Origin of the sequence: Natronocalculus amylovorans, from assembly GCF_023638035.1 — an archaeon.
Lineage (GTDB): Archaea > Halobacteriota > Halobacteria > Halobacteriales > Haloferacaceae > Natronocalculus > Natronocalculus amylovorans.
The window spans coordinates 583,386-610,161 of record NZ_JAKRVX010000002.1 but is presented as its reverse complement, the minus strand read 5'-3'; the positions used below and the strand labels follow the sequence as shown (position 1 = coordinate 610,161).

The window sequence follows — 26,776 nt, the reverse complement described above, 5'->3', positions numbered from 1 at the left end:
CGACCTGTAACTTAAATCCGAAGCCGCAGACAACATCGCTCGGAGAAAACATAGATATGCAGGTCGAACTTGCACAGCTACGACGAACAATGAGCGAGACGTACGCACCAACGCGGACAACGCTCGTTGATTCGTATTTCACGCGATTTTCCGAACGGTCATTTCGTGATGATGATATTGCATCATTGTATCACGAGAATACAAAATATACCGATCATGATGGACTTGCACTTGGAGAGTCTGCTGGGCTTTTTACTGATGATCCAAGCATCGAGTATGCACAGGCTGCGATGGAGCCGGAGTATCGAAATGCCCCACTCATCGAGCTTCCAGCCCCTGAGCCGCTGACACAGCCGATCGGTGAGGTGTTCTCAAACCGCCGGAGTAGACGGACACACAGCGATTGTGGTTTGAGCAGAAGCCACCTCTCAACGCTTCTTGGCACCGCGCTCGGTGTGACGACGGAGCGATCGATCGCCCCATCGTCAGATAGTGCTGATGAAGACGCTTTCACAACGGTCACAAAACAGTTTCGCGCGTATGCGTCGGGTGGTGCGCTCTATCCGATCGAGTTCTACATCGCAGTAGGCCCCGATGGCGAAAACCTCCCGGCTGGATTGTACTACTATGTACCTGAGAAACATGCACTACGGGTGCTCGACACACCCAAACAGAGTGACTCATACCCCGAGATAATTGCTGCGTACTTTGCCACTCCTGAAGCCGTTTTTGATCATACCAGTACCGCGGTAACGATATTCATGACCGGTGCATTCTCACGCACGAAAGCAAAGTATGGCCCTCGTGGATACCGGTTTGTGCTTCAAGAAAGCGGCCATGCTGGACAGAATATTCTCCTGACTGCTGAGGCGATGGGACTTGCCGCGCTTCCGCTTGCAAGCTTCTATGACGACCGGATCAACGACTATCTTGGCGTTGATGGCGTGAATGAAGCCGTTGTCGGGTCAATTTCGATCGGCAGACGTCCCGAAGCAGAGACCGACGGTACACAATCACAATCACAATCGACTGACCAATCCATTTCTGCACACGAATGACTGAAAACACCACCGAAACAGAAACACAGGCTGAGGCAGCTGAACCGACACTCAACCCGGACGAGACACCAACGTTCAATCCAGCAGTAACTGCGGTCCAAGTAGACAATAATACGCTCCATGTTCGGAGTGGACCGTGGGGTGGGCCAGCGATCACAATCCGCGACACGGATGGCGATGGCCTCCTTGGGCGGCTTTTGGATCGTATTGACGGTGATCGAACGGTTGCTGAGGTTTGCGAGCGGTTTGAGTCAGCACAGCAGATGGAGATCAAACAGTTGCTTTCGAGTCTCACAGAGAGCAACGTGCTGACAACGGAGTCACCGACTGAAACACAGTCACACTTGGCATTAAAATACCAGTTCCAACAGAACGAACGCGAGCGACTGGGTGAAAAATCAGTGCTCATTGTTGCTTGCGATCGAATGGGTCGATCGATCGCCACTGACCTATTAGAGATGGGCGTTGGCTCAATCGACGTGACACAACCATACACCGACCCAATAGATAACACTGCAACCATTGACGACGATCGTCTCACATATCATGATGACCCTGCGCTCCTGCCGCTGATTGAGAGCGCTGATTTGGTGGTCTACACCGCATCCCGACAACGCCCACTGATAAGCGATCTCAACGAACTCGCAGTTGAGACCGATACCCCTCTGCTTCCGGTGCAGATTCATGGCTTCGATGGGATTGTGGGGCCTGCTGTGTTCCCAAATGAAACAGCATGTTACACCTGTTTTGTAGAGCGTACTCGGGCGAACGTTGTTGATCCAGATGGATACGAGGCATATCGGTCGACACTCGACGCCGACAATCGACTTTCAACGGCCTCGCTTCCAGCGTTCTCACGAATGCTCGCTGGTTTTGCCGCAATGGAGTTGCTCCATCTTCTAGCGTACGGCACTGGCTACACTGCAGGCCGTGTGGTAACAATCGACTCGCTTGAGCTGTCGATGGAGGCAAATGACGTGCTCACACTGCCACGGTGTGAGTGTTGTGGAGTCCCTGCGGGCGCCGACGTCCAGCGATTTGTTTCGATGGAGGACGTCGTTCATGCAGGGAAACTCAATGATGAGAATGCAGAACACGGTACGTCTCATCAATCACATGCCTTGACGGACGAGGTATCTGCTGAATGAGTCTCGAGATGAGACGTACCGAAGAGCTCGTCGAGCCGGTACATAAACGAGCAGTCGGTAACGTGGCAGGAATCGTCTCTGACTGGTATCTCTCACATCGATCGCGGAGTGATCCTGAAGCGTTTCTCACCGTTCCAAACACCACCGACATCGCCTCGCTTGTCGGAGCCTCCGGATCACTTGATCTTGGGGTCAGTGGGAAAGGACAGACGCTTTCAGCATCCCTTACGAGTGCGCTTGGTGAGACGATTGAGCGCTACTGCCTCTGTTGGCCACCTGCGGTGTCCGAACTTGACACTGAAAGCTATAGCAGCCGGAAACAAACACATGAGCCCGTTCGCTGGGAGTATCTTGACGTCTTCACTGATGAACAGCGATCGTCAGTCCTTGATCCACTCACCAAGGCGACACCGATCCAGTGGACAACAGGGACAAATTTACTCACTGGTGACGCTGTTTCTGTCCCTGCGGAGTTAGTTTGGATGCGCGTTGGCTCGCTTGCATCGGTTCCACAGCATTTTCCGGGGAGCAGCAACGGCTGTGCTGCTGGCACCGATCTAACGGATGCAATAGTTCGAGCGATCTATGAGGCGATCGAACGGGACGCATTCATGCGGACGTGGTGTCGCCAACGTCCACCGACACAGCTTTCAATCCCTGATACAGGCTCTGTGAGGGACGTGTACGATCGGATCTCGAAGCGATCGCTTACCCCATATCTCTTTGCCTATGAGTCGCCCGTCCCGGTCCCGACAATTGGGGCTGCACTCTGCAATGACCGTAATCGGAGGCCACATTTTGTAACCGGTGGTGGTGCACACCGATCTGCGTCAGATGCGGTGGTAGATGCACTGAATGAGGTTGCACAAGGATGGCCCTATACGAACTACATGGCAACACAACATGACCTGTCTGATCTCTCTGCAGCCGATGCCACTGATAACTTCGATCAGAACGTCCTCTACTATAGCCAACCGGAGAACGCTCATGAGGTGGAGTTCATGTTTGCCGGCGACCGTGAGCCGCTCACTGCCTACTATGACACAACGCACCCAACTGAGAGTCGGTCGGATCTCCACTATGTGTTAGCTGCACTCTCGGATGCCGGCTGTACGCCGATCGCGTTCGATCTCACGACCCCTGATGCAGCACAGGCAGGGATTGCAGTTGCTCGTGTTGTGATTCCGGAGCTTGTCCCACTTACACCACCTGCAATTCTCCCTCGAAACCATCCCGCATTGAAAGACACAACAGTCACAACAAAGCCACACCCGTATCCATAATTAGTGTCCCGCAATCCGGTCGCTATTGAGTGATGTGAGATTGTACCCACAGTGCAGTGCAACTGGTACAAACAGCGATCCAGTAAGCACGAATGCGGCTGCATACAACAGCCCATTCCATGTTTTTATTATGACTTCATGTGGGCCATTGTGTACATGTGCAACCCCGAAAATGATCGCCGAGAAAATACCATACCCAGTCGCTCCGAGAAAGCCGATCAGAACCATTGGGACCGCACGATACCAACACTCCTCACCGGGTATGACACATAGCGCTACAACATACTCTGTGGTGGTTACTGGTTGTGCGCGTATCGGCGACTGTGTCCACCACTGCCACAGTAGATGATCCACAATATAGAGGCCACAACCGATCGCGACTGCTGCAATAAGAGCTGTTGGTGACGGATTCGATCCAATCGGAACCTCAAAAAGAGACACCACTGATAGTCCACTGACCGTCATACCGAACGCGTATATGAGGTCTGCTCCATGAGGCTGCGGTATCTGCTTGGCAACCTGTTTTGATATAAGCCACCCGACTGGATTCAAAAGCAGCAGTACACAACACACCAAACTCACACCAACCCAGCCAACACCGGTGGCACTTGTAGACCCTGCAAACATACGCTGTTTGCTCCCGCAATCGTACATCAACCCCGGCCACCTCGAATTTATATTTGATACCGAGCACAGCGGCTGTATGACCGACGCTTCGCTTCCCCCAGCGATCGCACAATCGCATGCGTTTGCACGGCGCCATATTCGTGTGTCGCTTCGCGATCGTGCCGCTCTGTTTTGGAGTGCTCTCTGGCCGACCTGCTGGTATCTCCTCACGATGTATCTGCTCGTGCTTCCGCAGCTTCCGGCTGATACAGCTCCTGATACGCTTGCAGTGATCAAAACAACACAAGCAGTTACCTTCGGTATCTTCGGTGCGCTCACTGTCTGCTTGGTCGGATTTGCAGGCGAACTCACTCGGGACTTAGAGGAGAAGCGCTATCGTGGGCTTCGATCGTACCCGATCGTTCCTGAAGCCGACCTATTTGGCCGATTCATTGGGAGCGTCCTCCTTGGTGTCGGCGCGTTTGGGTCGGTGCTCGCTGTCGGTGTTCTCGATGGCGCATATATTTCCCCGCAACATTCGTGGTTGGTAACCACTTCGATCGTCCTTACAATGCTCGTAATGCTCTGTGGGCTCTGTACTGCAATTGCGTTGCTTGTCGTCCGGCTGACAAACGGTCGATCGCAGACGAATCTTGTGACGTTGACGATCGTGATGATTGCGTTCTTTGTTACCGGATTTAACGGTACACAGCCGTGGCTGATCCCTGGAGAGGCGATTCAAGGGCTGTTGAATATCATTCCAAATACGCTGACAACCCGTGTTATTTTAGACGCACTGGTGGTTGCAGAGTGGAGCCATGCAGGCCTTACCCCACCTGCAATGCCCACTCTCAGTACTACGGTGACCCTTGTTGGTGGGTACATTTCTCTGAGTGCTGCGATTGCGGTTGTCTTCGCTCGGAGGTGGCTATACGCCGGTGATGCAGGTGAGTAATCGAACCGCTCACAATCCACCAGCAATCAGAGCGATGAATATTTCAAAATCATTGGGTGGAACACAGCTTCTTGATAATATTTCGATCGAGATCGAGCCACAGACAGTAACGGCGATTGCAGGTCCAAACGGAGTCGGGAAGACAATCTTGCTCTGTTGTCTTAGCGGTGCACTTGCTCCCGACACAGGGACGATCACGATGGGAACTAATGAAGGGACGGCACAACACGTGTTTGCCCCACAAGGCTCACTTGCACTTCCTGGGCTGACGGGGCGTGAAACGATCGATTTCTATCAGTCACTGCATCCATCGGCAACAGATCGATGGCGCGATTTGGTCACTACATTTGAGCTCACACCACATCTTGATGAGTTGGTTCGAAACTACTCCGGTGGGATGCAGCAACTGCTTGAACTTACGATCGCATTTTCGGTTTCGGTTCCAATCATCATCCTCGATGAACCATCTGCAAACCTTGACCCCACAATGGTACAGACGGTTCACGACGTGATCCGGTCGAAACGCGATGCTGGCACAACTGTCGTTTTTACCACCCACACACCGGTTGATGCAGAACTTGCAGATGAGCTGTTGGTGATGACTGATACTGGAATTACTGTGAGTGGCGTACCACAAACGCTTCGAGACTCGCTTCCACCGATCATTGCTCGATCACCAACAGCGCCAATTCCTGAATCGGTTCCAATCTACGGCGATCGCTGGGTTAGACATGGAGACGTTCTCCATGGGTTTGCTCGGAATCCCGATGTCCGACCGGGTGTTGAGGAAGTAAGCGGTCGCTCGATCGTTGAACCATCGTTTCGGGACTTATTTGCGTATTATACTGAGGTTGAGCCGTTGATTGCACACCGACCAGGAGCTGAGAAATGATCGAGACACCGACTACAGCAGCAACACCGACAATCGCTGTAAGCAACGACCAACCGTTGTTCGATGAGCCTATTGAGATTCTCATTAGTGGTTGTCCACCTACGACAACAGTTGCAGTGACAACCACAATGCCGCTGGCTGATGGGACATACCAATCAGTGCTCACCTACAACACAGATGAGACTGGCTGTGTCAACCTCGCAACGACTGCCCCAACAGAACCGTTTGTTCCAGAGCCATCGCCAATGGCTCCATTCTGGGCTATGCAGCGCATTGATGAAACCCCAAATGCTGATCACACAGAGACGGTCCATACGGTCGAAGCGTCACTCTCGGTTGCGATTGCAGGACAAGCCTGTTGTACAAAAACGATCGAACGAACGATCGTAACAGATGATGTGTCACGAACGCCGTTACAAGGCGACTGTGTCGGTGATTTATGGCTGTCTACGGAGGCTGAGGCTGCACCTGGTGTGATTGTTCTTGGTGGGTCTGAGGGTGGGTATCCTCCACAGCTTCCAGTCGGGCTACTTGCCTCACGAGGGTATGCAGTCGCTGCCCCAGCGTACTTTGGTGTTGAAGGCCTTCCTGAAACGCTCGAAGAGATTGATATTCGTACACTTGATCCTGTTCTTGATGCGTTGCAAACACACCCAAAGGTTCGTGACACCAATATTGCGATTATCGGATGGTCACGAGGGGCCGAGCTTGCACTCACAAGTGCTGCCCGTGATCCGCGCCTCTCAACTGCGATTAGTTGGGCCGGGAGTCCACTTCGGTTCGATGGTGTTCCAGATGGCTTTCGAAGCCCCCAGCCAGCATGGACCGATCGAACAGGGCCAATGGATGCGCTTGCGCTGAACCCCCCGCCCTCATTTCTCATACGGGCTGGGCGATCGCTTCTCACTCGATCGCCATTTTCGCTGCATCAACTGTATCTACGAGCACTTACAACGGCATCCAAGGAGACGCAGGACGCTGCACTAATCGATCTTGATCAAATTGCGGGCACAACGCTGCTTTTTTCCGGTGGCGACGATCGCCTGTGGCCGAGTACACGCCTTTGTGAGTTTGCTTCTGAGCGATTCGATGCTGATGTTGTGCATCAATCGTATCCGAGAGCTGGTCATGCGTTAGGCGTTCCGTATCGTCCGCTTGGTGGGTCGACAGTTGGGCCACCGATGATTCCTGGCGTCCAACTTGCACTTGGTGGAGAACCGTATGCAAATGCAACAGCGAGCGCTGATGCTTGGGTGACGATGCTCTCAGTGCTTGCATCTGTGAGCAGCAAGCAGTCTTGCTAGTTTGTTGCGGCTGCAAATGCGGACGCTGCAAGCGGAATTGCCTCCGCAATATCAGGGCCAAGCGGCGAGCCAACAACGATTCCATCCGCGTGTTCTAACACGGCAGCCATCCGATCGCTCACTGTCTCAACCGTTCCCGTCATTGCGAAGGCGTCTATCATTGCAGGCGTCACACGATCGAATGCACCGCTGAATGAACCCTCGCTAATCAACTCACCGATCTCGCTGGCTCTCTCGGTGTCAATGTCATGTCGGTCTAGCACTGGCGGTGCTGCACCTGCAGTGATGAACGCTACTGGCGGGCGAGCAGCCGATCGTGCACGGTCTGCATCTTCTGCGATACTCACACTGGCGTATGCATACAGCGAAAACTCGCCGCGATGGGCTGGCCGATCGTCAATTCCCTGTTCAACTTGTCCACGTGCCCACTGAAGATCGTCCGGGTGTGAACCATTGAACAGAAGTCCGTCTGCGTGCTTTCCGGCCATTCGACACATATGTGGCCCTTCACCACCGACTAATACCGGAATCTCTGCACCGCTCGGTGGCTCATAGTTGAGCCCTGCATTCGTTGCCGTGAATGTTCCATCCTGTGACACCCGATCGCCAGCCCAGAGCTGCTGTGCGGTTTTGAACGCTTCAATGACGGGTCGAAGGCCGCGCTGTTCTGCAAGGCCTAAATTCCGAAGCGTCGAGGGATCTCCCGGACCGATTCCGAATACTGCACGGCCATCGCTTGCTTCATCAAGCGTTGCAATCTTCGATGCAAGCGTTACCGGGTGCGTTTCATATGGGTTTGCCACACCGGGACCAATGGCGATCGACTCGGTTTCCGCTGCAATCCGGTGTAACCCCGCGTATGGGTCACGGTTGTTGTAGTGACATGAAGAGAATACGGCATCATATCCCGCGTTCTCTGCAGTAATACCAAACTCCGTTATCCGATCGATCGGATGCTCGGGTGTGAGTTCGATTCCTAACGATACATCCGTTACATCAACTGGTGCGTGTTTGTCTGTCATGTATTGTGTATATTGCCTAGCTTTGCTCAGTTAGCCGCTATACTCCCAGTCTCGTAGCGCTTGCCGAACGTAATCGGTCTCAATCTCACGGAAATGATTCTCGCTTCCCGGTAGCTCGCCAAACTCGAAATCACGAACCACAACGACTGGGGTTCCACCTGCACCTTCCCCAGCAACGAGGTTTGCAGCCGCTGCAAGTTCGTCAATCACGTTTTGAACCGTGACACCAAGCTCTCTCCCATCTCGGTCGGGCTGGCCTCGCCAGTCACGACTTGCTGGAATCCCAGCCCAACCGATTGCAACCCCACGTTGGCCGTGACGGAATGGACGACCACACGTATCAGTTACAACAACGCCTTTGCATGGAAGCGCCTCGTTGATTCGTGCAGCACTCTTTGAGGGCTGCTTTGGAAGCAGCAGTAGATCATGTCCAGAGACGTTTGAGCGATCGATTCCTGCATTCACCCCGACGTGGCCAAACCGTGTCTCTGTCAACAAGAACGGGGCCTCCATCAGTAGCTCAACGCTCTCTTCGAGCACTGCCTGTGCAAATCTTGGGTCTTTGTCGTCGCCGGTGAGTTCGGTGAGATTCGCTGCAATCTCCCGCGCTCGTGGGCCTGCCGGAAACGCTGAGAGATCTGCAAACCGACCTTCCGACTTCGAGACAATCGTACTCGCAACACACACCACATCATCTGGTGTAACTTCAACGCGGTCGGCAATGACCGCCGCAAGATCATCCCCGTCTGTAATTTCTGGGATGTCGGGGACGGCAAACAGTTCCATATCTGTTCGTTAGGTGGCGGATGCAAAAGGCCGCCGATGGTGGTCAATGACACCGGTGTATTAGTCAATATGTTGGTATATCCAAACAACCGTGTAGGAGGACTGAGAATAGGTAGCTATGTCCACGATCGCATTGGCATTCCTGCGGAACCGTGGTGATGTGTTGTTCCAACAGTCGGCTACGGCTACCGATACACCACATTGGACTGTGCATACAACCGATGTTGGCGCGAATGAACAACCACTCACCGCTGCTCGGCGTGCCGTAACGACCGATATCGGTGTCGATGTCAATGCGGTTTCGCTTGCATACGCTGGTGAGCCACTGTCTGCCTCTACTGTTGCTGGCGAGCAGACCGCGTATCCGTTTATGTTTGATACGACAACCCGATCGACGACGACATCGAATCCAACCGAATGGTGTCCGCCAACCGAGATGTTAACTCGTGAGACACCGCCGTGGCTCTGGGAGGCATACCAAGCGGTTGCTCCAACATCGGCGTCGATCGCAGCTGATGAGGAGCATGGCTCTGCTGAACTGTCGATTCGGGCACTCTCTGCACTTCGAGATACTGCGGCGGTCGCAGATGAGATGGCAGCCGTGCACGCGACTGCCCGATCGCTTGTGAACGCTCGGCCAACGATGGCGGTTGTCTCAAACCGTATCAACCGCGTGCTATCGGAAGCGCCATCAACGCCACGCGAGGTCCACGATCGGGCCACTGAGGCAATTGACGCTGCCGGGACTGCCGATCGTCGTGCCGCACAAAACGTTATCGAACACCTCTCTGGAACCGTACTGACGCTGTCTCGATCGGGGACCGTTATTGACGCACTTATTCGAGCCGGCCATCCAACGATGGTTACCGAGTCCCGCCCCGCGTGCGAGGGTGTTACAACTGCTGAAAAACTCGTGCGTGCAGGCATTGACGTAACTGTTACAACAGACGCCGCAGCAGCGATGCACATTGGAAACGGAGCTGTCGACGCCGTCCTTGTTGGTGCAGATACGATCTTACCAAACGGAGATGTTGTAAACAAGGTTGGCACTCGATCGCTCATGCTTGCTGCAGCGGATGCGTCAATCCCTCGCTATGTTGTGTCTGCGCAGGATAAAATCGCGCCTGAGCTGGAGTTCTATCAAGAAGATGGCGATCGTGAGGATCTGTACACTGGCCCTGAATCGCTCACCGTTTCGAACCCACTCTTCGATCGAACGTCGAGCGAGTTGCTCTCGGGTGTGATTACAGAAACAGGACTGCTCACACAGCGAGACATCGAGATGGTTGCCGCACAGCACCGCTCAAACGCAACATGGGACGAGCATTGACATCCTCCCCGCGCTAAAGCACGGGGCTTTCTCCTTGCATTTCCGTAACTTACCGACCGATCGTCCCCTGCTTCGTAATCGGTGCAGCAGGATTGATGACAAACGCAACGACGATCGAATCCGCGGTTGCAGTCAGGCGAAGCTCATCTCCCCCGACGTAGAGTCCACTCTCTGCCTCGTTGAATGAGCGGCTGTCTGCCTCGATCGAGCCCTCAAACACATAAAAATAGGTATCCCAGTCGGGCTGTGTTGGAAGCGCGACGCTCGCACCATCTGCTAGGTGAATGTCATGGAGGAACACATCATTACGAACCGTGAGTGCGTTGTCAGTGCCTTCCGGCCCGAAGAGTGTCCGCCACTCGTTTGGTGTTGGATCCGGTATCTCCTCGTGTTGAATTGTGGGTGGAAGCCCGAGACTGTGTGGCCGGACAAATATCTGTAACATCCGCAGCGGTGGATCATCTTGTAGCGTCTCTTCTGCGTGCCAAAAACCCGAGCCAGCCCCCATAATCATCAGATGGTCCTGGTCGGTGACGAGTTTGTTTCCGTCTCGATCGTCATGGCGCATTACGCCCGTTGGAACCCACGAAATGATCTCTTCGTTCTGGTGTGGGTGCATTCGAATGAGCGTCCCCGGATCCATGAACGACTCTACAACCGCTGAAAGCGGTCCATAGCCATGATCATCATGCGTTGGATGATTCCGACCGGGAAAGTTGAAATGAATCCTAAACTTGCCTTGGTTCTGGCTGATATCCGTCCGCGGTGCTTTGTAGAGGTCTTTGCTCGTAGAATGGCTCACAATACTGTCCTCTAGGAGTGCAAGAGGGAAAAGGTGTGTTCCGCTCCTCCGCGGAACATGCACTCGATCAGTACCTATTTACATCGCTAGACTCATCTGACACAACAACGGCACAGCACGCCATGAAAATGTGGCCTGGTGCGACAACACCAGACCTGTGCCTGTGATCAGGCAATGACAGCTACGACACACCAACAGGAAACCGTTTCGACTAGTTTTGCGAACGCAGCTCGATCGATTTGTGCGATCGTTTCTCATCACCGTGACACACAGCACCCAGTGACCACAATCGAGCAGGAGGAGCAGGTACAATGACGATCGAAAGAATCGACCGGCTCCACGCGACGATCGACCAACTCACCGATCGGCTCGCAGAACTCGAAGAGACAGTTGCTGAGAATGAGGCACTCAAAACACGAATTGAGGAGGTTGAAGCCGAAAACGATCAACTTCGAGAAGAGCTTGCTGAACACGAGCGCCGCATCGATGCCACCGATGCAAAGACGGATGCGATCGCAAAGAAGTCACACCTGAACAAAGACCGAATTGAGGCGCTCCAATCCAGAGAACTCGAAAAAGGGGCGCATCTCGAAACCGCACATGTTGACACGCGGACGATCGACGTACATGACAACAAACTTGAAAAACTGACCAAAGACGACGGCAAGCAGTACTTTCGGCTCCCGAACGGCGAGGACCCGCTCGATCGGGGTGGCCAAATTCAGCTCGCACACGGTGATCTGCTCCCTGTTCAACAACTCGCTCGATTAGACGAGAATCTGCTTCGATCGACAACCTCCTCACGCCCAGCACGACTTGCAGCCAAACTCTGGAAAGCGAGAGCCGACGACACGGTTGGGGATAACCCATGGAAGAACGGCTCCCAAACAATCCGTGAGTTCGTGAAAGCAAGCGATCTCAAACAGTGGATTCGCCGTCAAGATCCCGGTGTCTCAGAGAGCTATGCGAAGAAACTCGTTTCGAGGACGATCGACGCCCTCTTGGACCTTACCAAGAATCGCATTGCGATTAGACGCAAACAAGAGCGCAAGAATGGCCTCTCGTACACTGAACGACGAATCATCCTCCCAAGTGATGTCTCGATCCCCGGCGAGTTCGGTCGTGCATCAGTTCCCGATCGCCCAGAGACAGGTGGTGTCCACGGGTAGAACTGTCACCACGAGCCACTAGCGACACTCGCACACTCCCAAGCGGGAACTTCACTGCTCACACCAACTCAGCCACACCGATCGACCTTCTGTACACGGTTTCGTTACTGTGGAGTCCGTCGATCGATCGGTCGTCGTCGGTCAGTGTGAGAGACGTGGTAGGGGTATGCGTCCGTGGACACCACCTGTCCACGGGTTGGTTGTCATCAGCAACGGCTAGTGACTCCGGCTCATTACTTTTGAGAGTGCACTGAGTCGATCTCCGAACCGATCGCAACCCCAGCGTGAATAGCACAAAAGTTGTATCACAACCGTCCTCTTATACATCGCTATGGGTTACCGACTTGATGAGATCGATCGGCGCATTCTCTATGACCTGATGATTGACGCTCGACATATCTCTGCACCCGAGATTGCAGAGAAACTTGATGTCTCACCAGGGACTGTTCGAAATCGGATTACCAATCTTGAAACCGCCGGTGTAATCACTGGATTTCATGTCGCTGTTGATTTTGGAGAAGGTGAAGACTATCTACAGACCTTATATATCTGTACCGCACCCGTTGAACAGAAACAGATTCTTGCAGAGAAAGCCACACAGATTTCAGGCGTTAATACCGTCCAACAGCTGATGGGCAATAGTGAGAACATACACATTACTGCTGCTGGTGAAAGCACTCACGATCTCGATCGCATCTCTCGGGAATTAACCGCAATTGGCCTCTCAGTTGACAGAGAACAACTGATTCAATCCACAACCACGGTTCCGTTTGCACCATACTCACCAGACGATCGTCATCATACACCGAGAGTTCCAGATCTGATCAGCCTCTCCGGTGGATCTGAAATTATTGAACTCACTGCAAGTTCCGATGCGCCGATTGTTGGTAACACGCTTGCAGAAGCAGTACAGAACGGACTGTTAGATGAGGACACACTGGTAATCAGTATCGAACGGGAAGATTCATTCATCACCCCACGCGGGCAGACTGAAATTGAGCCATACGATATCGTTACAATTCTTTCACGAGATGATGTAGAAAAACAAACCATCGCCGCATTTGAATAATTGTTGTATGTCTACGTTGTCTTTTTTAGACGAATAGTTTGTGACCGTTGTTGTCTACGCATTTCAGAAAACGATATAGAAAAATCACTTGTCAGAATTGAAAATTTCTGGCTGGTTGATTATCCATCTGAGACAGTACTAACACAACAGTCTACCAACACGTGTGTTTGAGGAACGCGATATCGCAACCAAAAATAACAAAACAATTATATCCATTGAATCTGAACAGCACCAATATGAACAAGACTACGTATTCCGAAATTAAAATAAAATTTATTGTGGATTGCGTAATATACGTTGGTGAAAATATATGAGTGACCAAGAGCTTGCACGCGATCTCGGCTTTCTCGAAGCCTACACGCTTGGATTAGGGACAATGATTGGTGCCGGTATTTTTGTCCTTCCAGGGATTGTTACGGGGAACGCGGGTCCTGCAAGTATGATCTCATTTCTTATTGGCGGGGTTGTAGCGCTGCTCGCTGCACTAACGGCAACCGAATCTGTCGGTGATTTCAAACAACATATGGGGTCTCACTGATGGTTAGTCACGTTGATTGGCGATCGAGTGTCAGCCTTGTTGGTACTGTTATCAAGTATCTCGCGTTAGCAATGGTTGTGCCGTTGGTCGTTTCGATCGTCTACGCCGAAGATGTGTGGGTGTTCGTGGTCTCAATGGCAATTGCAGTGCTCATTGGGATGGCACTTGAGCAATTGTCCCTGCTGCTGGGCCCATTCCTCGCTCAATAAAAATATAATCGCCACCCGCTTCTGGCATTGCAGTTCCAAGCTCCGCAATACTGATGGCAGCCGGGACAACAAGTATTGCTGCAATTACGAACGCAAATATTACTGCCGGCCCGGCTTCTGCCATCGCTAATCCCGGAAGGATGAAGATGCCACTCCCAATCATCGCACCCATGCTTATCGCGATGACTGATGCTAACCCAAGATCCCGTTCAAGTTCTTCGGCCATGTTGCTACAGATGCACCTCTTCAACGAATACGGTATTTGATTGAATCATAATATAATGCTCAGCATCGGCTAGCTCTTGATACTGGGTAGTAGACTGTGTATTTTGATTATTTAATAATACACCGATATTATTTTTTTAACCAAAATATAGATGATTACAATTTCTAATCACCAAACCACCGGTTAGTATACACTGACCGATACCTTCCCAACTATCGACAAGCCGACCAGTTGGATTCTTTCGGGTGGCGTACATCGACTTTGAACAGAAACCAGATGGATTAATGCGTTTTGAGACGCAACGAAAGCCTGTGGCCGTGACGACAGTTACCCCCTCTGAGCCCTTTGTGACGAGGTACCACACCGAGCCACCATCTAATTCCTAAGACCAGCATTGCAGATACACCAAAGCAAAGAGTTTCTCTATCGCTCAATACAACGATCGAAATTCTGCTGACCGAACAAACTACACTTGCAAATCATATTGATCCCTGATTTTGAATGGTTGACAGAACAATCGCACGCGTTTCTCATGTTTCAACAGGTAGAAGAGTCACCGACTAATCTAGCCCGTATGGATGGATATCGTACTGACGCATTTGCAGATATAGGCTACGGCATCCTGTTTGTTGTCGCGATCGGTCTGATGGTCGTTGTGGGAATTCGAACAGGAATTACGTTCGGGCTGGGTGTATTCCTTGCGTATGCAATCCACGTCGGGTGGAAGATGAGTAGGCTCGACCCGCAGTGGATGACTGCCCAAGTTGCGGAAGCTGTCGAGGAAACGGTGGCTAAGAAGGTCACCCAAGAGGTTACCAAATCGGTCGAAAATCAGATCGGAGAGACAGTTGCGGAATCGATGGACAAAGACGTGAGTGAAACTGTTGCAAAATCCGTTGAAAAAGAAGTCACTGAATCCGTTGAGAGAACAATTGCAAAAACTGTTGAAGAGAGTGTTTCCAATGAAGTCTCTCAAGTTACTGAAAAGGTTGATGAGGTAAATCGACGCGTTTCGCGCCGACCTCGCAAGGATGAAGTTGAGGAGACCATCGACAAGACCAAGAAAGAACTCCAAGAGGCACTTAGCGAAAACAAAGAGGGGATCGAGACAGATGACCGAACAGGGTCCAACGAACCAACCAACGGCGAGAAGTGATCCACTCCAGACAACACGCTATCGAACAACCACAACAGGAACCGGAGCACGACGGAACACCTTTTGAGCGATATTTCCGACGAACAATCGATCGGCGATCGAGCCGCTATGGCTTCCGATGACGACTGTGTCGTACCCCTCTGCCTTTTTTATGATTGTTCGTGCTGGGTGACCGACTGCCACGGTTGTGTTTATTTCCGTGTCGTACTCCTCTGCAATCTTGTGGGCTATATCGAACACCTCATTGGCTCGTTCGTTAGCAGCTGTTTGCAAATCGTCTTCGAGTGCAAGGCCAACTACCTCACCCATCATCGGTGTCGGTTTCCCGACGACGTGGAGGACTGTTATCTCCGCATCCGCAAAAATATCAATAGCATATTCTAATGCTTTTTGTGCCATCTCTGAGTCGTCCATTGGAACGAGTACACGGTCAACCATATCTGATTATTAGTTTGAGTCGACAAATAGGTGGTTGCTTTCATCGGTTTCTATCATTTTGAACTTCCTAATAACTTATGAAGATTCATACGATGGGATTTTGAAAATATATGAGTAAGGTCGAAAGATATTTTCCTTATGAACACGAAATTATTCATGTATGGATCTTCCTATTATATTACTAGTTGGTGTTGTTGCCTCCATCTTTGTGGGGTTTAATATCGGTGGATCGTCTACTGGCATCGCTTGGGGGCCTTCTGTTGGTGCCGGAATCCTCTCGAAATCTGCTGCAGCAGCACTTATGACATTCTTTGTTTTTTTGGGTGGCTGGACGGTCGGACGGAATGTCATGGATACGTTGTCAGGCGACATTATTACGATCGCAATCTCGTTGGAAGCCGGCGTTGCCGTGCTTTTTTTCATCGGAACCGGCATACTGATCGCTAACGTATTTGGCGTCCCAGTCCCGACATCAATGACGACTGTCGGATCGATAGCCGGCCTTGGACTGGCGACCGGAACGCTCAACTTCGATACGCTCGGACGCATTGTCTCCTGGTGGGTTGTAACGCCAGTTATCGGGTTTTGGATCGGCGGGGTCATCGGTCGATATCTCTACCCGGCACTCAACGAGCGTTTCGAAATAGTTTCAACGGAGGGGCCACTCATTACACTCGACCGGAGTGGAACCATTCCGTTACCTGTTCTCGGGCCAAATACGACGCGACAGGAGTTAGTTGGAACAATTGTTGTGCTTATTATTGGTTGTTATATGGCGTTCAGCGCCGGCGCAAGTAACGTTCCGAATGCGGTTGCGCCGTTAGTGAGCAGTGGCGCACTCGAAGTGGACTCCGCGATCATTATTGCAACCATCGCTATCGGCATCGGTGGGTTTACTATTGCGCGTCGGACGATGGAATCAGTCGGAACCGAGTTAACGGATATTCCGCTGCTTGCGGCACTGCTTGTTATGACGGTCTCCGCAACGATCACAACACTATTATCGAATGCTGGGATTCCAATCAGCCTCGTAATGGCGATGGTAATGACAATCGTCGGCCTTGGCTGGGGACGTGCGACTCGTCCAATTTCGGCACGAGATGCAGTCCAAGGCAAAATCGATGCACAGATTGAAACAGGGGCTTTGACAGCCGATCCAGCCGTTCCTGCTTCGGCTATTGGGGAACCAGAACCACAGGAAGTTCTTGAAGTGGGTGATCTATTTAATCCCCGAGCGGTTGCAAAGTACATCTCAATGTGGATTATTGGTCCGACAGTCTCACTAGGGCTTTCATATGCATTCTTTGTTATCGTACCTGTTCCGGGAACCTAATGCTACAATACAGTTCTGCTGGGTCTAGTCTGGATGAAAACCATAATTATTTATTTTACGTTATTAGAAAATGCCTGTAAAACTATATGGGTTCCAGCGATCAGCTCACAGTCTTCAGCAACCAACTGGTTTCATTATACAGATGAGCAAGGTGAGTACTTGGGGTCTTCCTCGGAAGTAGTTCACAATAAATCAGAAGAATCGAATACCAACAAAGCCTCGGTTGTCAATTATATACAAAACGTTCGTGCGGATATAGCCGTACCACCGAAACTACTTATTTTATGTTAACGAACCAAGGTTATGTACCAAAAGCTCCTCGTCGCAACGGACGAGAGCATTGCTGCAGATATTGCCATGAAGCGTGCAATAGAATTGGCGGACACATTCGGGGCACGCCTCCATGCGCTGTATGTAGTGGATTCTCGGCTTGGCAGGACGACAGCATCGAAAGATCTGTACGAGCAGGCTGGCAAACATGCTCTTCAGAAGTGTGAAAAGGCCGCTGCGCAGAATTGTGTCCCACTCATCACTGCGCTCGAAGAAGGAAACCCCGCCGGAGAGATACTTGAATATGCAGAAAAAAACAGTATTGATCTAATCGTACTCGGTGGAAAGAACAAATCGACTCCAGAACGGTTCTTTATCAGTAATACAGCGGAGAGGGTGGTCAGACAAGCCCCGATGTCGGTGCTGGTCGTGCGAGATGGCGGGATATAGCGTTTATCAGTCGAATCACGGTTAGATTTATTGAATCCGTAGCGCTGTTCTGTGAACCTGTTGAGTTACGAAACTGTGGTAGAGACGTTCGGTCAGGTTATCTCTCTCACTACTTTAAGATCAGCGTGAAGCGCTGCCGCGTACTCCAGACGGATCGCTCTTGTAGTCTGCGCTGAGATTTCGGTCGGTCTGTGAATCTGTTCTGCAACCGGCACGCAATTCGAGAGAACAGCGTTTATCGTAGTTGCCTGTTACAAAATTGGTAGTTTGTAGCCGAGATTATTCCGAATCTTTGTGAATAGATATTTGTTGCTAAACATACAATAACGTCTCCGATTACTCGACATACAAATATTTTGCCAGATGACACGCCCCTGTGGGTATATGTCGGTTTTACTACTATATTCGTAACTTACTTGAGACAAACCGAAGACGTTCGTTGCGGATAATATTGCTATCGGAACCAATGGTACGTGGTCTTGATTCTACCTCAATAGGCCTCGACACAGCACTGTTGAGTCTAATATAATGTAAGACAACCGTCGACGGAATTCGTAATCCAATCTATTAGTAGATATTGCGTTACCCCCTCCAGCCCCCTTGTGACGAGGACTTTTTCCGAGCCACATTTCCTGTCACTATCCTCGTAGGCTGCAGCGCTGTGATACTGAGAGGGCGATCGATCGGTACACAGTGGACGAAATTTCCAATGTCAATACGGCAACTACGGTTATTCTTAATCCGAACTCGATGTTGATGGGTCGGTTGTTGGCCCATCGATTCGAGACACAACAGCATCCTCAAACGGCTCCGAATACTGCATTAATGTTGTTCCAAGGATTGCCATTACCAACACATAGCCGACTGCAAATGCATTGATGAAATTTGCGAGCTCCGGTGGAAATGCCCCGGCTTCAGCACCGGAAATTGCGATCGTCGCAATAATCAGTGAGAACTCCCCACGCGTTGTCATTCCAAGCGCAACACGTGTCGATCGGCGCGTATTGAGGCCAAATGCACGTCCACCAAGGAATCCACTCACCAGTTTCGTTGGTGTAGTTACAACAACCGCCAGTGCGATTAATCCAGCCGCCCCAACAAGTAACAACGGATCAGTCACAAGCCCGATCCAGAAGAAAAAGACTGCTGCAAACGTATCTCGGAGCGGCTCAAGTAGCTCTTCAAGCTGTTTCACATGGCCGGTTGCAGAGAATGCCATACCGACAAAGAAGGCTGCAACTGCCTCACTGACGCCGAGGCTCAGTGCTGCACCGGCAATCAGTATCAACACACCAACTGTTCTGAGCACGATAAACTCGTGATCATCTGTTTCGACAAGGCGGGAGAACCATGCCGTGCCAACATACACAAGTAGTAACAGCACGAGAATAAATGCGATCGCAATACCGATATCGATCGCAGCCTCGCCGACATTTCCACCGCCAAGGACAATCGCTGACGCAACTGCAAGATACACGGCAATAAATAGGTCCTCATACACGAGCGTCCCAAGCATTGGTTCGGACTCATCGTTTGCAATCCACCCGAGATCAATCAGTGATTTTGTGATCACGGCCGACGAAGAGATGTAGACAATGCCTGCAAGTAAGAACGCGGGAAGGAACGATCCAAATACGAGCCAGCCAAGGATAAGGCCCGCACCGAAATTAATTCCAAGATCGATTGTCCCTGCAGTTCCGATCTGTTCTCGCCGTTCAAGAAGTCGGTCTAAATTGAACTCAAGTCCTAAAAAGAACAGTAGAAAGACGATCCCTAACTCTGCTCCGATCGTAATAAACTGTGACTCTGTAATAAACACCGCTCCGAGGAATGGCAGCTCAACTCGCCCAATGACGAACTGACTCAGTATCATTCCGGTAACAATATAAAACGGAATAACGGACTGGTTGAGTCGGTTTGCAAGTGCACCGACCGCTGCGATCGCCGCAAACATCACACCGATCTCTAAGAGCACATCAGCCATCGATGATCACCGACTGGGTGTGCTGGTCAATAAAGGAACGTTGGTGAATAGACTGCATACAATTCATTATTGGTTCAGTTACCAGCCAGTAGCTTTTCGAATTCGGTACAGTTTTTGCGCGTTCCAACGCCAATAACCGTATCTCCCTCGTGCAAGGTTGTGTCTGCAGGTGGACTGTCGATCGTCTCTTCGTTGCGTTGAATGGCAACGATCGTGAATCCGGATCGGTTACCGATATCTGCACTCGCAAGCGTCTCACCGATCAGCTCTGAGCCGGGTTGAACTTCATACCACTCAAGCAAAATGCCGCCTGGGAGTGTTGTTTCCGCAGTTTTCGCTTCCACAGGCTGGAAATATGCACCTTCAATAATTGAGCCAATTTTTCGAGCAAGGTCGTCGGAGAACTCGAATACCTTCTCCGAATCAGTATCTGCATCAGGCCGCGAAAAGAGTTCGCGCTTGCCAGTATTGTGAATCACGACAATCATCTCACCGTCTTTGAGATCCACCTCAAACTTTTTTCCAACCCCTGGGAGATCAGATTCTCGAATCGTCATATCTAGTAGTTTGAACCGGGGAATATAGTTGTGTTTGATACGGTCTTTCCGATAGCACCGATCGCAGAACTGTGTATTGGGTCGAAATATAAGTTCGTACAAGTCAATCACACAGTATGCCATTCGATATCAAAGAAACTGATCTCCCCGGTGTTGGAAAGCGGTATGAGTTGTACTTGGATCCCAACCGAAGCATCGCTGTCCTAATCCACAGCACCGGTGGACGAAAAGTATTCTATCGTGAACATGTCGACGATGATTATACAGAACAGTTTGAACTCACTGACTCGCAAGCGCGGGTGCTTGGACTGTTTCTTGTTGGCGCATACTACCAGCCGATCGCTGGGCAGATTTCTGAAGAAACTGTGAGTGGCGAGTACATCAAATGGTACTCCGTTACCGCAGAGTCTGGGCTTGCAGGACGCCCACGAGACGAAGTCGTCATTGAAAAGAAAACAGAGACCGTACTGCTCGGGTTAGAGCGCGATGGCGAAGTCCATTCGGTCATCGAGCGTGATGTTGTCTTCGAAGTTGGCGATCGACTCATTGTTATCGGTACCAGAGAAGCGCATAAGGAACTGAACAATCTTTTAATACGCCTCAGTATCTGACACCCGTTGATCTGATCAGACCGCCCTCTTCATACTACTCTTGGTTCGATTCCTAACTCGTGACAGGCAAAAAGCAATTATTGTGCCGTTGAATGCTTTTGATATGGCTTCGCAGGGATCCAGCTCAACTGCGCCACTTGTTGTTGGGCTCTCACTTGTGACGATCGGCATGCTGCTGTTAGACACCATTTCATGGGTAGTTCAGTATGGTGTTCTCATATTAGGGCTTGTACTACTCATCGCTGCGGTCATAGGTGCTCAGCAAGATCGCTCCACTCAACACCATACTGATGAGTGAGCGAATTTCCAGTTTCTAAACGTTCAATGGAGTTGCGGCTGAAGGGCAGCTATGGAACTCGATCGGATCGCGATTCATGACTCGGTTGACATCGTCTTTCCACCACAGCAACTTGTCGATGCTCTCTCAGATCTCCCTGTTACTGTTGAGGCTGTTACCGATGGGGCGTCATTCGATCGAACTGACGGTGTCGTTGCCTTTGGTCCCGGTGAGAATTTCCTCGACGCTGGGTGGGTTCACTGCATCCGCGCTGGGTATGATGAGTTCGATGTCGACGACTACGAGGCTGCCGGCGTCTCACTCACGAACAGCACCGGTATCCACGGCACAACGGTTGGGGAGACGGTGCTTGGGTATCTGCTTGCGTTTGCCCGCCGACTGCACCGATACCGCGATCGACAAAACGAATCCGCATGGGTTCGTGAACCACAATCAGTTCCGTTTACACTCGCGGAGAAACGGATCTGCGTGATTGGGTTGGGAACGCTTGGACAGGGCGTTGTCTCGCGAGCAAACGGGCTCGGGATGGAGGTTGTCGGCGTCCGTCGATCGGGACGGGAGACACCCGGTGTTGAGACGGTCTACACGCCGGATGAGCTACACGCCGCGGTCTCGGATGCACGCTTTGTTGTACTCACAACACCGCTCACTGATGAAACAGCGGGAATGATCGATGCGTCCGTGTTGAAAACGATGCGTGAGGACGCATATCTGATCAATGTTGCTCGTGGGCCGGTTGTTGTTGAGAATGCACTGATCGATGCGCTGTCGTCCGGTTCGATCGCCGGCGCGGGATTGGACGTCTTTGAGACTGAGCCGCTCCCTGAGTCATCGCCGCTTTGGGACTTTGAGAACGTCATTCTCACGCCACACGTCGCTGCGATGACAAATGCCTATCACGAAGATATTGCGGCACTCGTGCGAGAAAACGTCACCCGAATTTCGAATGGTGATGAACTGTACAACCACGTTATATAACAACGCTATTTTGTGACAAATTTAAGTAGATCGTCGCGTTTCGCCTCGTGGAGATGGTGTTTGAGCACTTCGCGAAGTGACGTTATCTGTCCACGCTTTGCGGTGATCGGCGCGATCGTGTCGTCGCTCCACTGTTGCCACGGTGGATACAGCCCAAGCCGATCGCACAACTCGTCTAAACGCTCGTCTTTGTCATCGACTTTATCCATCTTATTGACTGCAACCACAACCGGAATCCCTAACTCTTCGAGAAAGTAGAACATCTCAACGTCGTGTGGGATTTCGTCGTTGTTGGTGTGGCGATCGATAATGTCGATCACGCTTTTTCCATCGACAACAAGTACGCCAACAAGGATTTTTTCAGCGTTGTCCTCAATATAGTGGACGATATCCGTTTTAATTGCCTCTCGCATATCCTTTTCAACACCCGACATGAACCCAAAGCCGGGGAGATCGGTGAACATGAAACTCTCTGCGTTCCAATCGTAGTGATTTGGTTTTCGGGTCACGCCTGGCTTTTTACCGGTGCTGAATGTGTGGCCGGTGAGCTCTCTCATGAGCGTTGATTTGCCGACGTTTGACCGCCCGATGAGGATAATCTCTGCGTCGCGGTCTGGACGGTGTTCGAACATACTCGCCTTTCTCCCGTCAGTCGGATACCCTTTACGGGACGCACTCCTCGCATCGATATGGACAAACAGGACATCCGAGAGGCGGTCTGGGACGAACTGGAAGAGAGCGGGGAAGCGCGGTTTCCCTACCCGCCACACGGCCGGATCCCGAACTTCAACGGGGCATCGGATGCCGCTGACCGGCTGTCCACGATCGGCGCATGGCAGGATGCAGCCGTCATTAAATCGAATCCGGATTCACCACAGCTCCCCGTTCGACGGGCCGCACTCCGCACTGGCAAGACGATCTACATGGCCGTCCCTCGATTGAAGAATGAGAAGTGTTTCCTCCGACTTGATCCCGATGAGATCGATGATATTAACCATGCAACGACGATCGGCGGCTCAGCAGAAGTTGGCGTTCCAGTGTCTCCCGACGAGATGGAGCCGATCGATCTGATTGTCTCCGGGAGCGTTGCTGGTAGTACCGCTGGCGATCGGATCGGCAAAGGCGAAGGCTACAGCGATCTTGAGTTTGCAATCCTCCGGGAGTGCGGACTTGTTGATGATGACACGACTGTTGTGAGCACGGTTCATGAGTGTCAGGTCTATGACGACCTTGGTGGTGGGGATGCACACGATGTTCCGCTTGATGAGATTGTCACTCCTGAACGTCGCATTCGTGTTGAGAGCGATCGATCGAAACCAACGGGGATTGCGTGGGGCCTACTCTCAAAAGAACGGATCGAAGAAATTCCAATCTTGAAACGATTACAACAAAACAGCACCTGATCACCCTGCCGGCTCACGAACGTTTTTCACCGCGTCATGGGTTGAGAGAGCCATGTCAGAGACGCTTTCAAAAAATACCCTCGAACAGATCGACGCACTCATTTACGAGTGGCTGACAGACACAGCCGCACCGGGTGCGAGTTTGACGATCGTCAACGAGACCGACACCCTCTATCAATCCGGATATGGAGCCAGACACCTTGCGACAAACAACCCCGCAACGCCGGACACACTGTATGGCTTTGCATCGGTCACAAAATCGTTCACGGCGCTTGCGATCTTACAATGTGTCGATCGTGGCGAACTGTCACTCGATGACCCGATCGCAGCCCATACCGAGGCCACATTTGACGGTGCCGATGAAGTAACTATTCATGAGCTACTCAGCCACAGCTCTGGAATCCCATCATTGAGCACGTCCTCCGTGCTGCTTGCCCGGCAGGCGGGAATGGCTGATGTTGGTGTTCCGTTGGGTGACAGGGACGATCTCTACTATCACATCAACGGGGTTGGCGATGAACGAGATGAACATTCTTTTAGCCGGTTTATGTACAACAATACGGGCTACATTCTGCTGTCTCACGCTGTCGAATCAGCCACCGGGCAGCCGTTTGAGCAGTATGTCACAGACGAGATACTCACACCGCTGTCGATGGATCGATCGACATTCGATGCAGACGCGTACGACTCGCTCGAAGATCATGCAACGCCATATCTGCTTGAAAACGATGGTGATGGGTTTACAGAGACATCGTTCCCTGCACGCAAACTTTCGTACGGTCCTGGTGGGTTGATCACTTCGGCTGCGGATCTTGGAAACTACCTCCAATTCAATCTCGGCGGTGGCGTCTTCGATGGCGATCGACTGGTGAGCGAGGACCTACTTGGGCAGGCGCACAGCGCACATATTGAGCCACTACCTCGGTACGGTGATGGATATGGCTACGGCTGGTCGATTCACGACATTGCTGGCACAACCGTCATTGGGCATGGTGGATCGCTTCTCACATCTTCGTCTGCGATCGGGTTTCTGCCTGAACATGGGCTTGGATTTGCGCTCGGGTGTGCGGCACAGCCGGAGATTCACCCAACCGAGATTGGACAGGGGATTGTTGCATTATTGCTCGACGAAGCGCCACAGGATGTGGTTCCAGCGATCGGCTACCGGAGCCGGGTGACAGAACTCGTTGGTGAGTACGAAGCCTACCGTGGGGTCACCACCGCAACCGTTACCGAAGAGGGTGGAATGCTCTCACTTGAACTGTCGATCGGGCCGATCGACAACACGTACACACTCATTCCGGACGACCCGGCTCTTCATCGCCTCACATTCACGACACCGAAACCAGGACAGCCAGCACCGGTTGAGTTCGTTCGTCACGACGAGGGCGTGGATCTCTTTGTCGATCGAAACCGACTACATAAACAGTAATCACTGGTTTCCATTGGTTATTTCAGCTATTCGATCGACAGTTGAGTGTGCGATTAGTACAGGTACTTATCCCGACTGGCAAACGGCAGGCAGTACTGAGGGTACTTGATGATGAGGGGATTGATTATACGGTTACTGAAGAGACAAGTAATCGTGATTTCACCGCCGTTGTAACATTCCCGCTTCCAACGGGTGCAGTTGAGCATGTGATCGGGGAACTCCGTGACGTTGGTATTGATGAACAGACGTATACAGTCATTGTCGCTGCCGAAACGGTTCTTTCACGTCGGTTTGAAAAACTCAAAGATGAGTACGAAACGGAGCGCCCCTCCGATGAGACGATCGCAAGAGAGGAACTGCAAACAAAAGCCGAGGGATTAGCCTCAAACTTCAACACATACGTCATCATGACGATCGTAAGTTCGGTAATCGCAACTGCTGGCTTGCTGTTGGATTCTGCGGCAACAGTCGTCGGATCGATGGTGATTGCACCCCTCATCGGTCCGGCAATGGCTGCCAGTGTGGGGACCGTTGTGAATGATGAGAAACTGTTTCGTCGTGGTGTCAAAATGCAGATACTTGGTGTGGGACTTGCAATCGCGAGTGCTGCCGTTTTTGCAGCGTTCCTCCGGTTTGGTAATCTTGTCCCGCCCGGGTTAGATCCACTGTCACTGTCTCAAGTTTCTGAGCGGCTTGAACCGAACGTGCTTGTGCTTGCGGTTGCACTTGGAGCTGGTGTCGCCGGAATTATTAGTCTCACAACCGGTGTCTCGACCGCACTCGTTGGAGTGATGATCGCCGTTGCATTGATACCACCGGCTGCAGCGGTCGGGATTGGTATTGCGTATGCTATTCCAATGCTTGCGATTGGCGCATTTGTTCTCGTCTCAGTGAATGTGCTCTCGATCAATCTTGCAGCCTTGGTCGTGTTGTGGTACAGTGGGTACCAACCTGAGCAGTGGTTTCAATCGAAAAACGCACGAGAAGCAACAATCAAACGGGTTACCATGCTCGCAGTTGGGATTCTTGCACTTACAGCAGTGCTTGGCGGGGTGACGTATGATACCTACACTGCCTCAGTGACTGAACAAGAGATCCGAGCGACAATCGTTGGCGAGTTAGAGGAGCCACAGTATGGCGATGCAACATTGGTTGAGCTGTCCGTCAGACGTACCGATGGGATGTATCCACGTGAACCAAGCAGCATCACGGTCACAGTCGCAACAAGCGATGGAGATCCTGAACCTGGCCTTGCACAGCAGCTTGCACAGCGAATTTCCGATCGAACTGGCCACACCGTTTCGGTCGAAGTTCGGTATCTCCAGACGGAGCGCGCCTAGACTTTTGTAAACGAATCGGCTAAAAATAATTTACAAAATACCAGTATATTGCTGATTATTGTTAATTATTGGTTGGTTATCACAAATGATTCCTTCACCACAAGTATTAACCAATCAACCTCACCACTT

The 26,776-nt window shown here is 51.5% G+C and carries 28 protein-coding genes and 2 pseudogenes; 21 read left to right on the top strand and 9 right to left on the bottom strand.

What is annotated here, in order from left to right; translation table 11 throughout:
* The first annotated feature begins 56 nt into the window (after positions 1-56).
* From AArcSt2_RS07515 to AArcSt2_RS07505, 3 genes are read left to right on the top strand one after another with little or no spacing between them, the layout of a single operon-like run.
* Positions 57-1,058 carry a SagB/ThcOx family dehydrogenase gene (locus tag AArcSt2_RS07515; protein WP_250583644.1) on the top strand — a complete coding sequence of 334 codons (1,002 nt, stop codon included), beginning with the start codon at positions 57-59 and terminating at the stop codon, positions 1,056-1,058.
* A complete protein-coding gene (locus AArcSt2_RS07510) occupies positions 1,055-2,206 on the top strand; it encodes a TOMM precursor leader peptide-binding protein (protein WP_250583642.1) in 1,152 nt (383 codons plus the stop codon). The genes AArcSt2_RS07515 and AArcSt2_RS07510 overlap by 4 nt, the downstream gene beginning before the upstream one ends.
* Entirely contained in the window at positions 2,203-3,489 is a 1,287-nt protein-coding gene (locus tag AArcSt2_RS07505) for a YcaO-like family protein (RefSeq protein WP_250583641.1), read from the top strand. Before AArcSt2_RS07510 ends, AArcSt2_RS07505 begins: the two co-directional genes overlap by 4 nt.
* On the opposite strand, the gene AArcSt2_RS07500 is transcribed toward AArcSt2_RS07505, so the two are convergent.
* Entirely contained in the window at positions 3,490-4,116 is a 627-nt protein-coding gene (locus tag AArcSt2_RS07500) for a CPBP family intramembrane glutamic endopeptidase (RefSeq protein WP_250583639.1), read from the bottom strand. It lies immediately after the preceding gene.
* Positions 4,117-4,192: 76 nt separating this feature from the next.
* Between AArcSt2_RS07500 and AArcSt2_RS07495 the strand changes: the two genes are divergently transcribed.
* The 3 genes from AArcSt2_RS07495 to AArcSt2_RS07485 are packed head-to-tail and all read left to right on the top strand — an operon-like array spanning position 4,193 to position 7,246.
* On the top strand, positions 4,193-5,050 hold the full coding sequence (locus AArcSt2_RS07495; RefSeq protein ID WP_250583637.1) for an ABC transporter permease: 858 nt from the start codon (positions 4,193-4,195) through the stop codon (positions 5,048-5,050).
* Positions 5,043-5,942: an ATP-binding cassette domain-containing protein gene (locus tag AArcSt2_RS07490; protein WP_174652244.1), complete on the top strand. Its 900-nt coding sequence runs from the start codon at positions 5,043-5,045 to the stop codon at positions 5,940-5,942. Before AArcSt2_RS07495 ends, AArcSt2_RS07490 begins: the two co-directional genes overlap by 8 nt.
* The gene (locus tag AArcSt2_RS07485) at positions 5,939-7,246 is read left to right on the top strand and encodes an acyl-CoA thioester hydrolase/BAAT C-terminal domain-containing protein (protein WP_250583635.1); all 1,308 of its coding nucleotides are present in this window, start codon (positions 5,939-5,941) and stop codon (positions 7,244-7,246) included. The genes AArcSt2_RS07490 and AArcSt2_RS07485 overlap by 4 nt, the downstream gene beginning before the upstream one ends.
* Here AArcSt2_RS07485 and AArcSt2_RS07480 read toward each other — a convergent pair.
* Both AArcSt2_RS07480 and AArcSt2_RS07475 read right to left on the bottom strand, forming a co-directional pair.
* Positions 7,243-8,268, bottom strand: coding sequence for a 5,10-methylenetetrahydromethanopterin reductase (locus tag AArcSt2_RS07480; RefSeq protein ID WP_174652242.1), 1,026 nt, complete (start codon positions 8,266-8,268; stop codon positions 7,243-7,245). The genes AArcSt2_RS07485 and AArcSt2_RS07480 overlap by 4 nt on opposite strands.
* Before the next feature lie 30 nt (positions 8,269-8,298).
* Complete coding sequence (locus AArcSt2_RS07475; RefSeq protein WP_174652241.1) at positions 8,299-9,054, bottom strand: coenzyme F420-0:L-glutamate ligase; 756 nt, start codon at positions 9,052-9,054, stop codon at positions 8,299-8,301.
* Between the two features lie 118 nt (positions 9,055-9,172).
* Between AArcSt2_RS07475 and AArcSt2_RS07470 the strand changes: the two genes are divergently transcribed.
* A complete protein-coding gene (locus AArcSt2_RS07470) occupies positions 9,173-10,384 on the top strand; it encodes an eIF2B alpha/beta/delta subunit family protein (RefSeq protein ID WP_250583633.1) in 1,212 nt (403 codons plus the stop codon).
* A gap of 49 nt (positions 10,385-10,433) precedes the next feature.
* Here AArcSt2_RS07470 and AArcSt2_RS07465 read toward each other — a convergent pair whose 3' ends face one another.
* A complete protein-coding gene (locus tag AArcSt2_RS07465) occupies positions 10,434-11,186 on the bottom strand; it encodes a pirin family protein (RefSeq protein WP_250583631.1) in 753 nt (250 codons plus the stop codon).
* Between the two features lie 174 nt (positions 11,187-11,360).
* On the opposite strand from AArcSt2_RS07465, the gene AArcSt2_RS07460 reads away from it, so the two are divergent.
* The 5 genes and pseudogenes from AArcSt2_RS07460 to AArcSt2_RS07440 all read left to right on the top strand — a co-directional run bounded on the left by AArcSt2_RS07460 (position 11,361) and on the right by AArcSt2_RS07440 (position 14,171).
* Positions 11,361-11,501 carry a hypothetical protein gene (locus AArcSt2_RS07460; RefSeq protein ID WP_250583629.1) on the top strand — a complete coding sequence of 47 codons (141 nt, stop codon included), beginning with the start codon at positions 11,361-11,363 and terminating at the stop codon, positions 11,499-11,501.
* Positions 11,498-12,355, top strand: a complete 858-nt coding sequence (locus tag AArcSt2_RS07455) for a cell division protein ZapB (protein ID WP_250583627.1) — start codon at positions 11,498-11,500, stop codon at positions 12,353-12,355. The genes AArcSt2_RS07460 and AArcSt2_RS07455 overlap by 4 nt, the downstream gene beginning before the upstream one ends.
* A gap of 331 nt (positions 12,356-12,686) precedes the next feature.
* A complete protein-coding gene (locus tag AArcSt2_RS07450) occupies positions 12,687-13,424 on the top strand; it encodes an Lrp/AsnC family transcriptional regulator (RefSeq protein WP_250583625.1) in 738 nt (245 codons plus the stop codon).
* 310 nt (positions 13,425-13,734) lie between these two features.
* Positions 13,735-13,959, top strand: a pseudogene (locus AArcSt2_RS07445) (hypothetical protein); the annotation flags it as partial.
* Positions 13,960-13,961: 2 nt separating this feature from the next.
* Positions 13,962-14,171, top strand: coding sequence for a hypothetical protein (locus AArcSt2_RS07440; protein WP_250583623.1), 210 nt, complete (start codon positions 13,962-13,964; stop codon positions 14,169-14,171).
* Here the strand turns inward: AArcSt2_RS07440 and AArcSt2_RS07435 are convergent.
* Positions 14,131-14,397, bottom strand: a pseudogene (locus tag AArcSt2_RS07435) (amino acid permease); the annotation flags it as partial. The gene AArcSt2_RS07440 and the pseudogene AArcSt2_RS07435 overlap by 41 nt on opposite strands.
* A gap of 574 nt (positions 14,398-14,971) precedes the next feature.
* Between AArcSt2_RS07435 and AArcSt2_RS07430 the strand changes: the two are divergent.
* The gene (locus AArcSt2_RS07430; protein WP_250583621.1) at positions 14,972-15,553 is read left to right on the top strand and encodes a hypothetical protein; all 582 of its coding nucleotides are present in this window, start codon (positions 14,972-14,974) and stop codon (positions 15,551-15,553) included.
* A gap of 18 nt (positions 15,554-15,571) precedes the next feature.
* Here AArcSt2_RS07430 and AArcSt2_RS07425 read toward each other — a convergent pair whose 3' ends face one another.
* Positions 15,572-15,991, bottom strand: a complete 420-nt coding sequence (locus AArcSt2_RS07425) for a universal stress protein (RefSeq protein ID WP_250583619.1) — start codon at positions 15,989-15,991, stop codon at positions 15,572-15,574.
* A 160-nt stretch (positions 15,992-16,151) separates the two neighbouring features.
* Here AArcSt2_RS07425 and AArcSt2_RS07420 point away from each other — a divergent pair, with 160 nt between their 5' ends.
* Together AArcSt2_RS07420 and AArcSt2_RS07415 are read left to right on the top strand one after the other, a co-directional pair.
* Positions 16,152-17,324: an inorganic phosphate transporter gene (locus AArcSt2_RS07420; RefSeq protein WP_250583617.1), complete on the top strand. Its 1,173-nt coding sequence runs from the start codon at positions 16,152-16,154 to the stop codon at positions 17,322-17,324.
* Positions 17,325-17,627: 303 nt separating this feature from the next.
* Positions 17,628-18,044 carry a universal stress protein gene (locus AArcSt2_RS07415; protein WP_250583615.1) on the top strand — a complete coding sequence of 139 codons (417 nt, stop codon included), beginning with the start codon at positions 17,628-17,630 and terminating at the stop codon, positions 18,042-18,044.
* A 736-nt stretch (positions 18,045-18,780) separates the two neighbouring features.
* Here the strand turns inward: AArcSt2_RS07415 and AArcSt2_RS07410 are convergent.
* Both AArcSt2_RS07410 and AArcSt2_RS07405 read right to left on the bottom strand, forming a co-directional pair.
* Positions 18,781-20,028 (bottom strand): cation:proton antiporter, encoded by a 1,248-nt coding sequence (locus AArcSt2_RS07410; RefSeq protein ID WP_250583613.1) that lies wholly within the window; start codon positions 20,026-20,028, stop codon positions 18,781-18,783.
* Between the two features lie 74 nt (positions 20,029-20,102).
* Complete coding sequence (locus AArcSt2_RS07405) at positions 20,103-20,585, bottom strand: cation:proton antiporter regulatory subunit (protein ID WP_250583611.1); 483 nt, start codon at positions 20,583-20,585, stop codon at positions 20,103-20,105.
* 116 nt (positions 20,586-20,701) lie between these two features.
* Here AArcSt2_RS07405 and AArcSt2_RS07400 point away from each other — a divergent pair, with 116 nt between their 5' ends.
* From AArcSt2_RS07400 to ddh, 3 genes are all read left to right on the top strand, one after another.
* A complete protein-coding gene (locus tag AArcSt2_RS07400) occupies positions 20,702-21,196 on the top strand; it encodes a cation:proton antiporter regulatory subunit (RefSeq protein WP_250583609.1) in 495 nt (164 codons plus the stop codon).
* Positions 21,197-21,299: 103 nt separating this feature from the next.
* Complete coding sequence (locus AArcSt2_RS07395) at positions 21,300-21,494, top strand: hypothetical protein (RefSeq protein WP_250583607.1); 195 nt, start codon at positions 21,300-21,302, stop codon at positions 21,492-21,494.
* Positions 21,495-21,545: 51 nt separating this feature from the next.
* Complete coding sequence (gene ddh / locus AArcSt2_RS07390; protein WP_174652232.1) at positions 21,546-22,472, top strand: D-2-hydroxyacid dehydrogenase; 927 nt, start codon at positions 21,546-21,548, stop codon at positions 22,470-22,472.
* 5 nt (positions 22,473-22,477) lie between these two features.
* On the opposite strand, the gene engB is transcribed toward ddh, so the two are convergent.
* Positions 22,478-23,104: a GTP-binding protein EngB gene (gene engB, locus AArcSt2_RS07385; protein WP_250583605.1), complete on the bottom strand. Its 627-nt coding sequence runs from the start codon at positions 23,102-23,104 to the stop codon at positions 22,478-22,480.
* A gap of 57 nt (positions 23,105-23,161) precedes the next feature.
* Between engB and AArcSt2_RS07380 the strand changes: the two genes are divergently transcribed.
* From AArcSt2_RS07380 to AArcSt2_RS07370, 3 genes are read left to right on the top strand one after another with little or no spacing between them, the layout of a single operon-like run.
* Positions 23,162-23,875, top strand: a complete 714-nt coding sequence (locus AArcSt2_RS07380; protein ID WP_250583603.1) for a 5-formyltetrahydrofolate cyclo-ligase — start codon at positions 23,162-23,164, stop codon at positions 23,873-23,875.
* A 52-nt stretch (positions 23,876-23,927) separates the two neighbouring features.
* Positions 23,928-25,307 carry a serine hydrolase domain-containing protein gene (locus AArcSt2_RS07375; protein ID WP_250583601.1) on the top strand — a complete coding sequence of 460 codons (1,380 nt, stop codon included), beginning with the start codon at positions 23,928-23,930 and terminating at the stop codon, positions 25,305-25,307.
* Positions 25,308-25,354: 47 nt separating this feature from the next.
* Entirely contained in the window at positions 25,355-26,647 is a 1,293-nt protein-coding gene (locus AArcSt2_RS07370; RefSeq protein WP_250583599.1) for a TIGR00341 family protein, read from the top strand.
* Positions 26,648-26,776 lie beyond the last annotated feature (129 nt).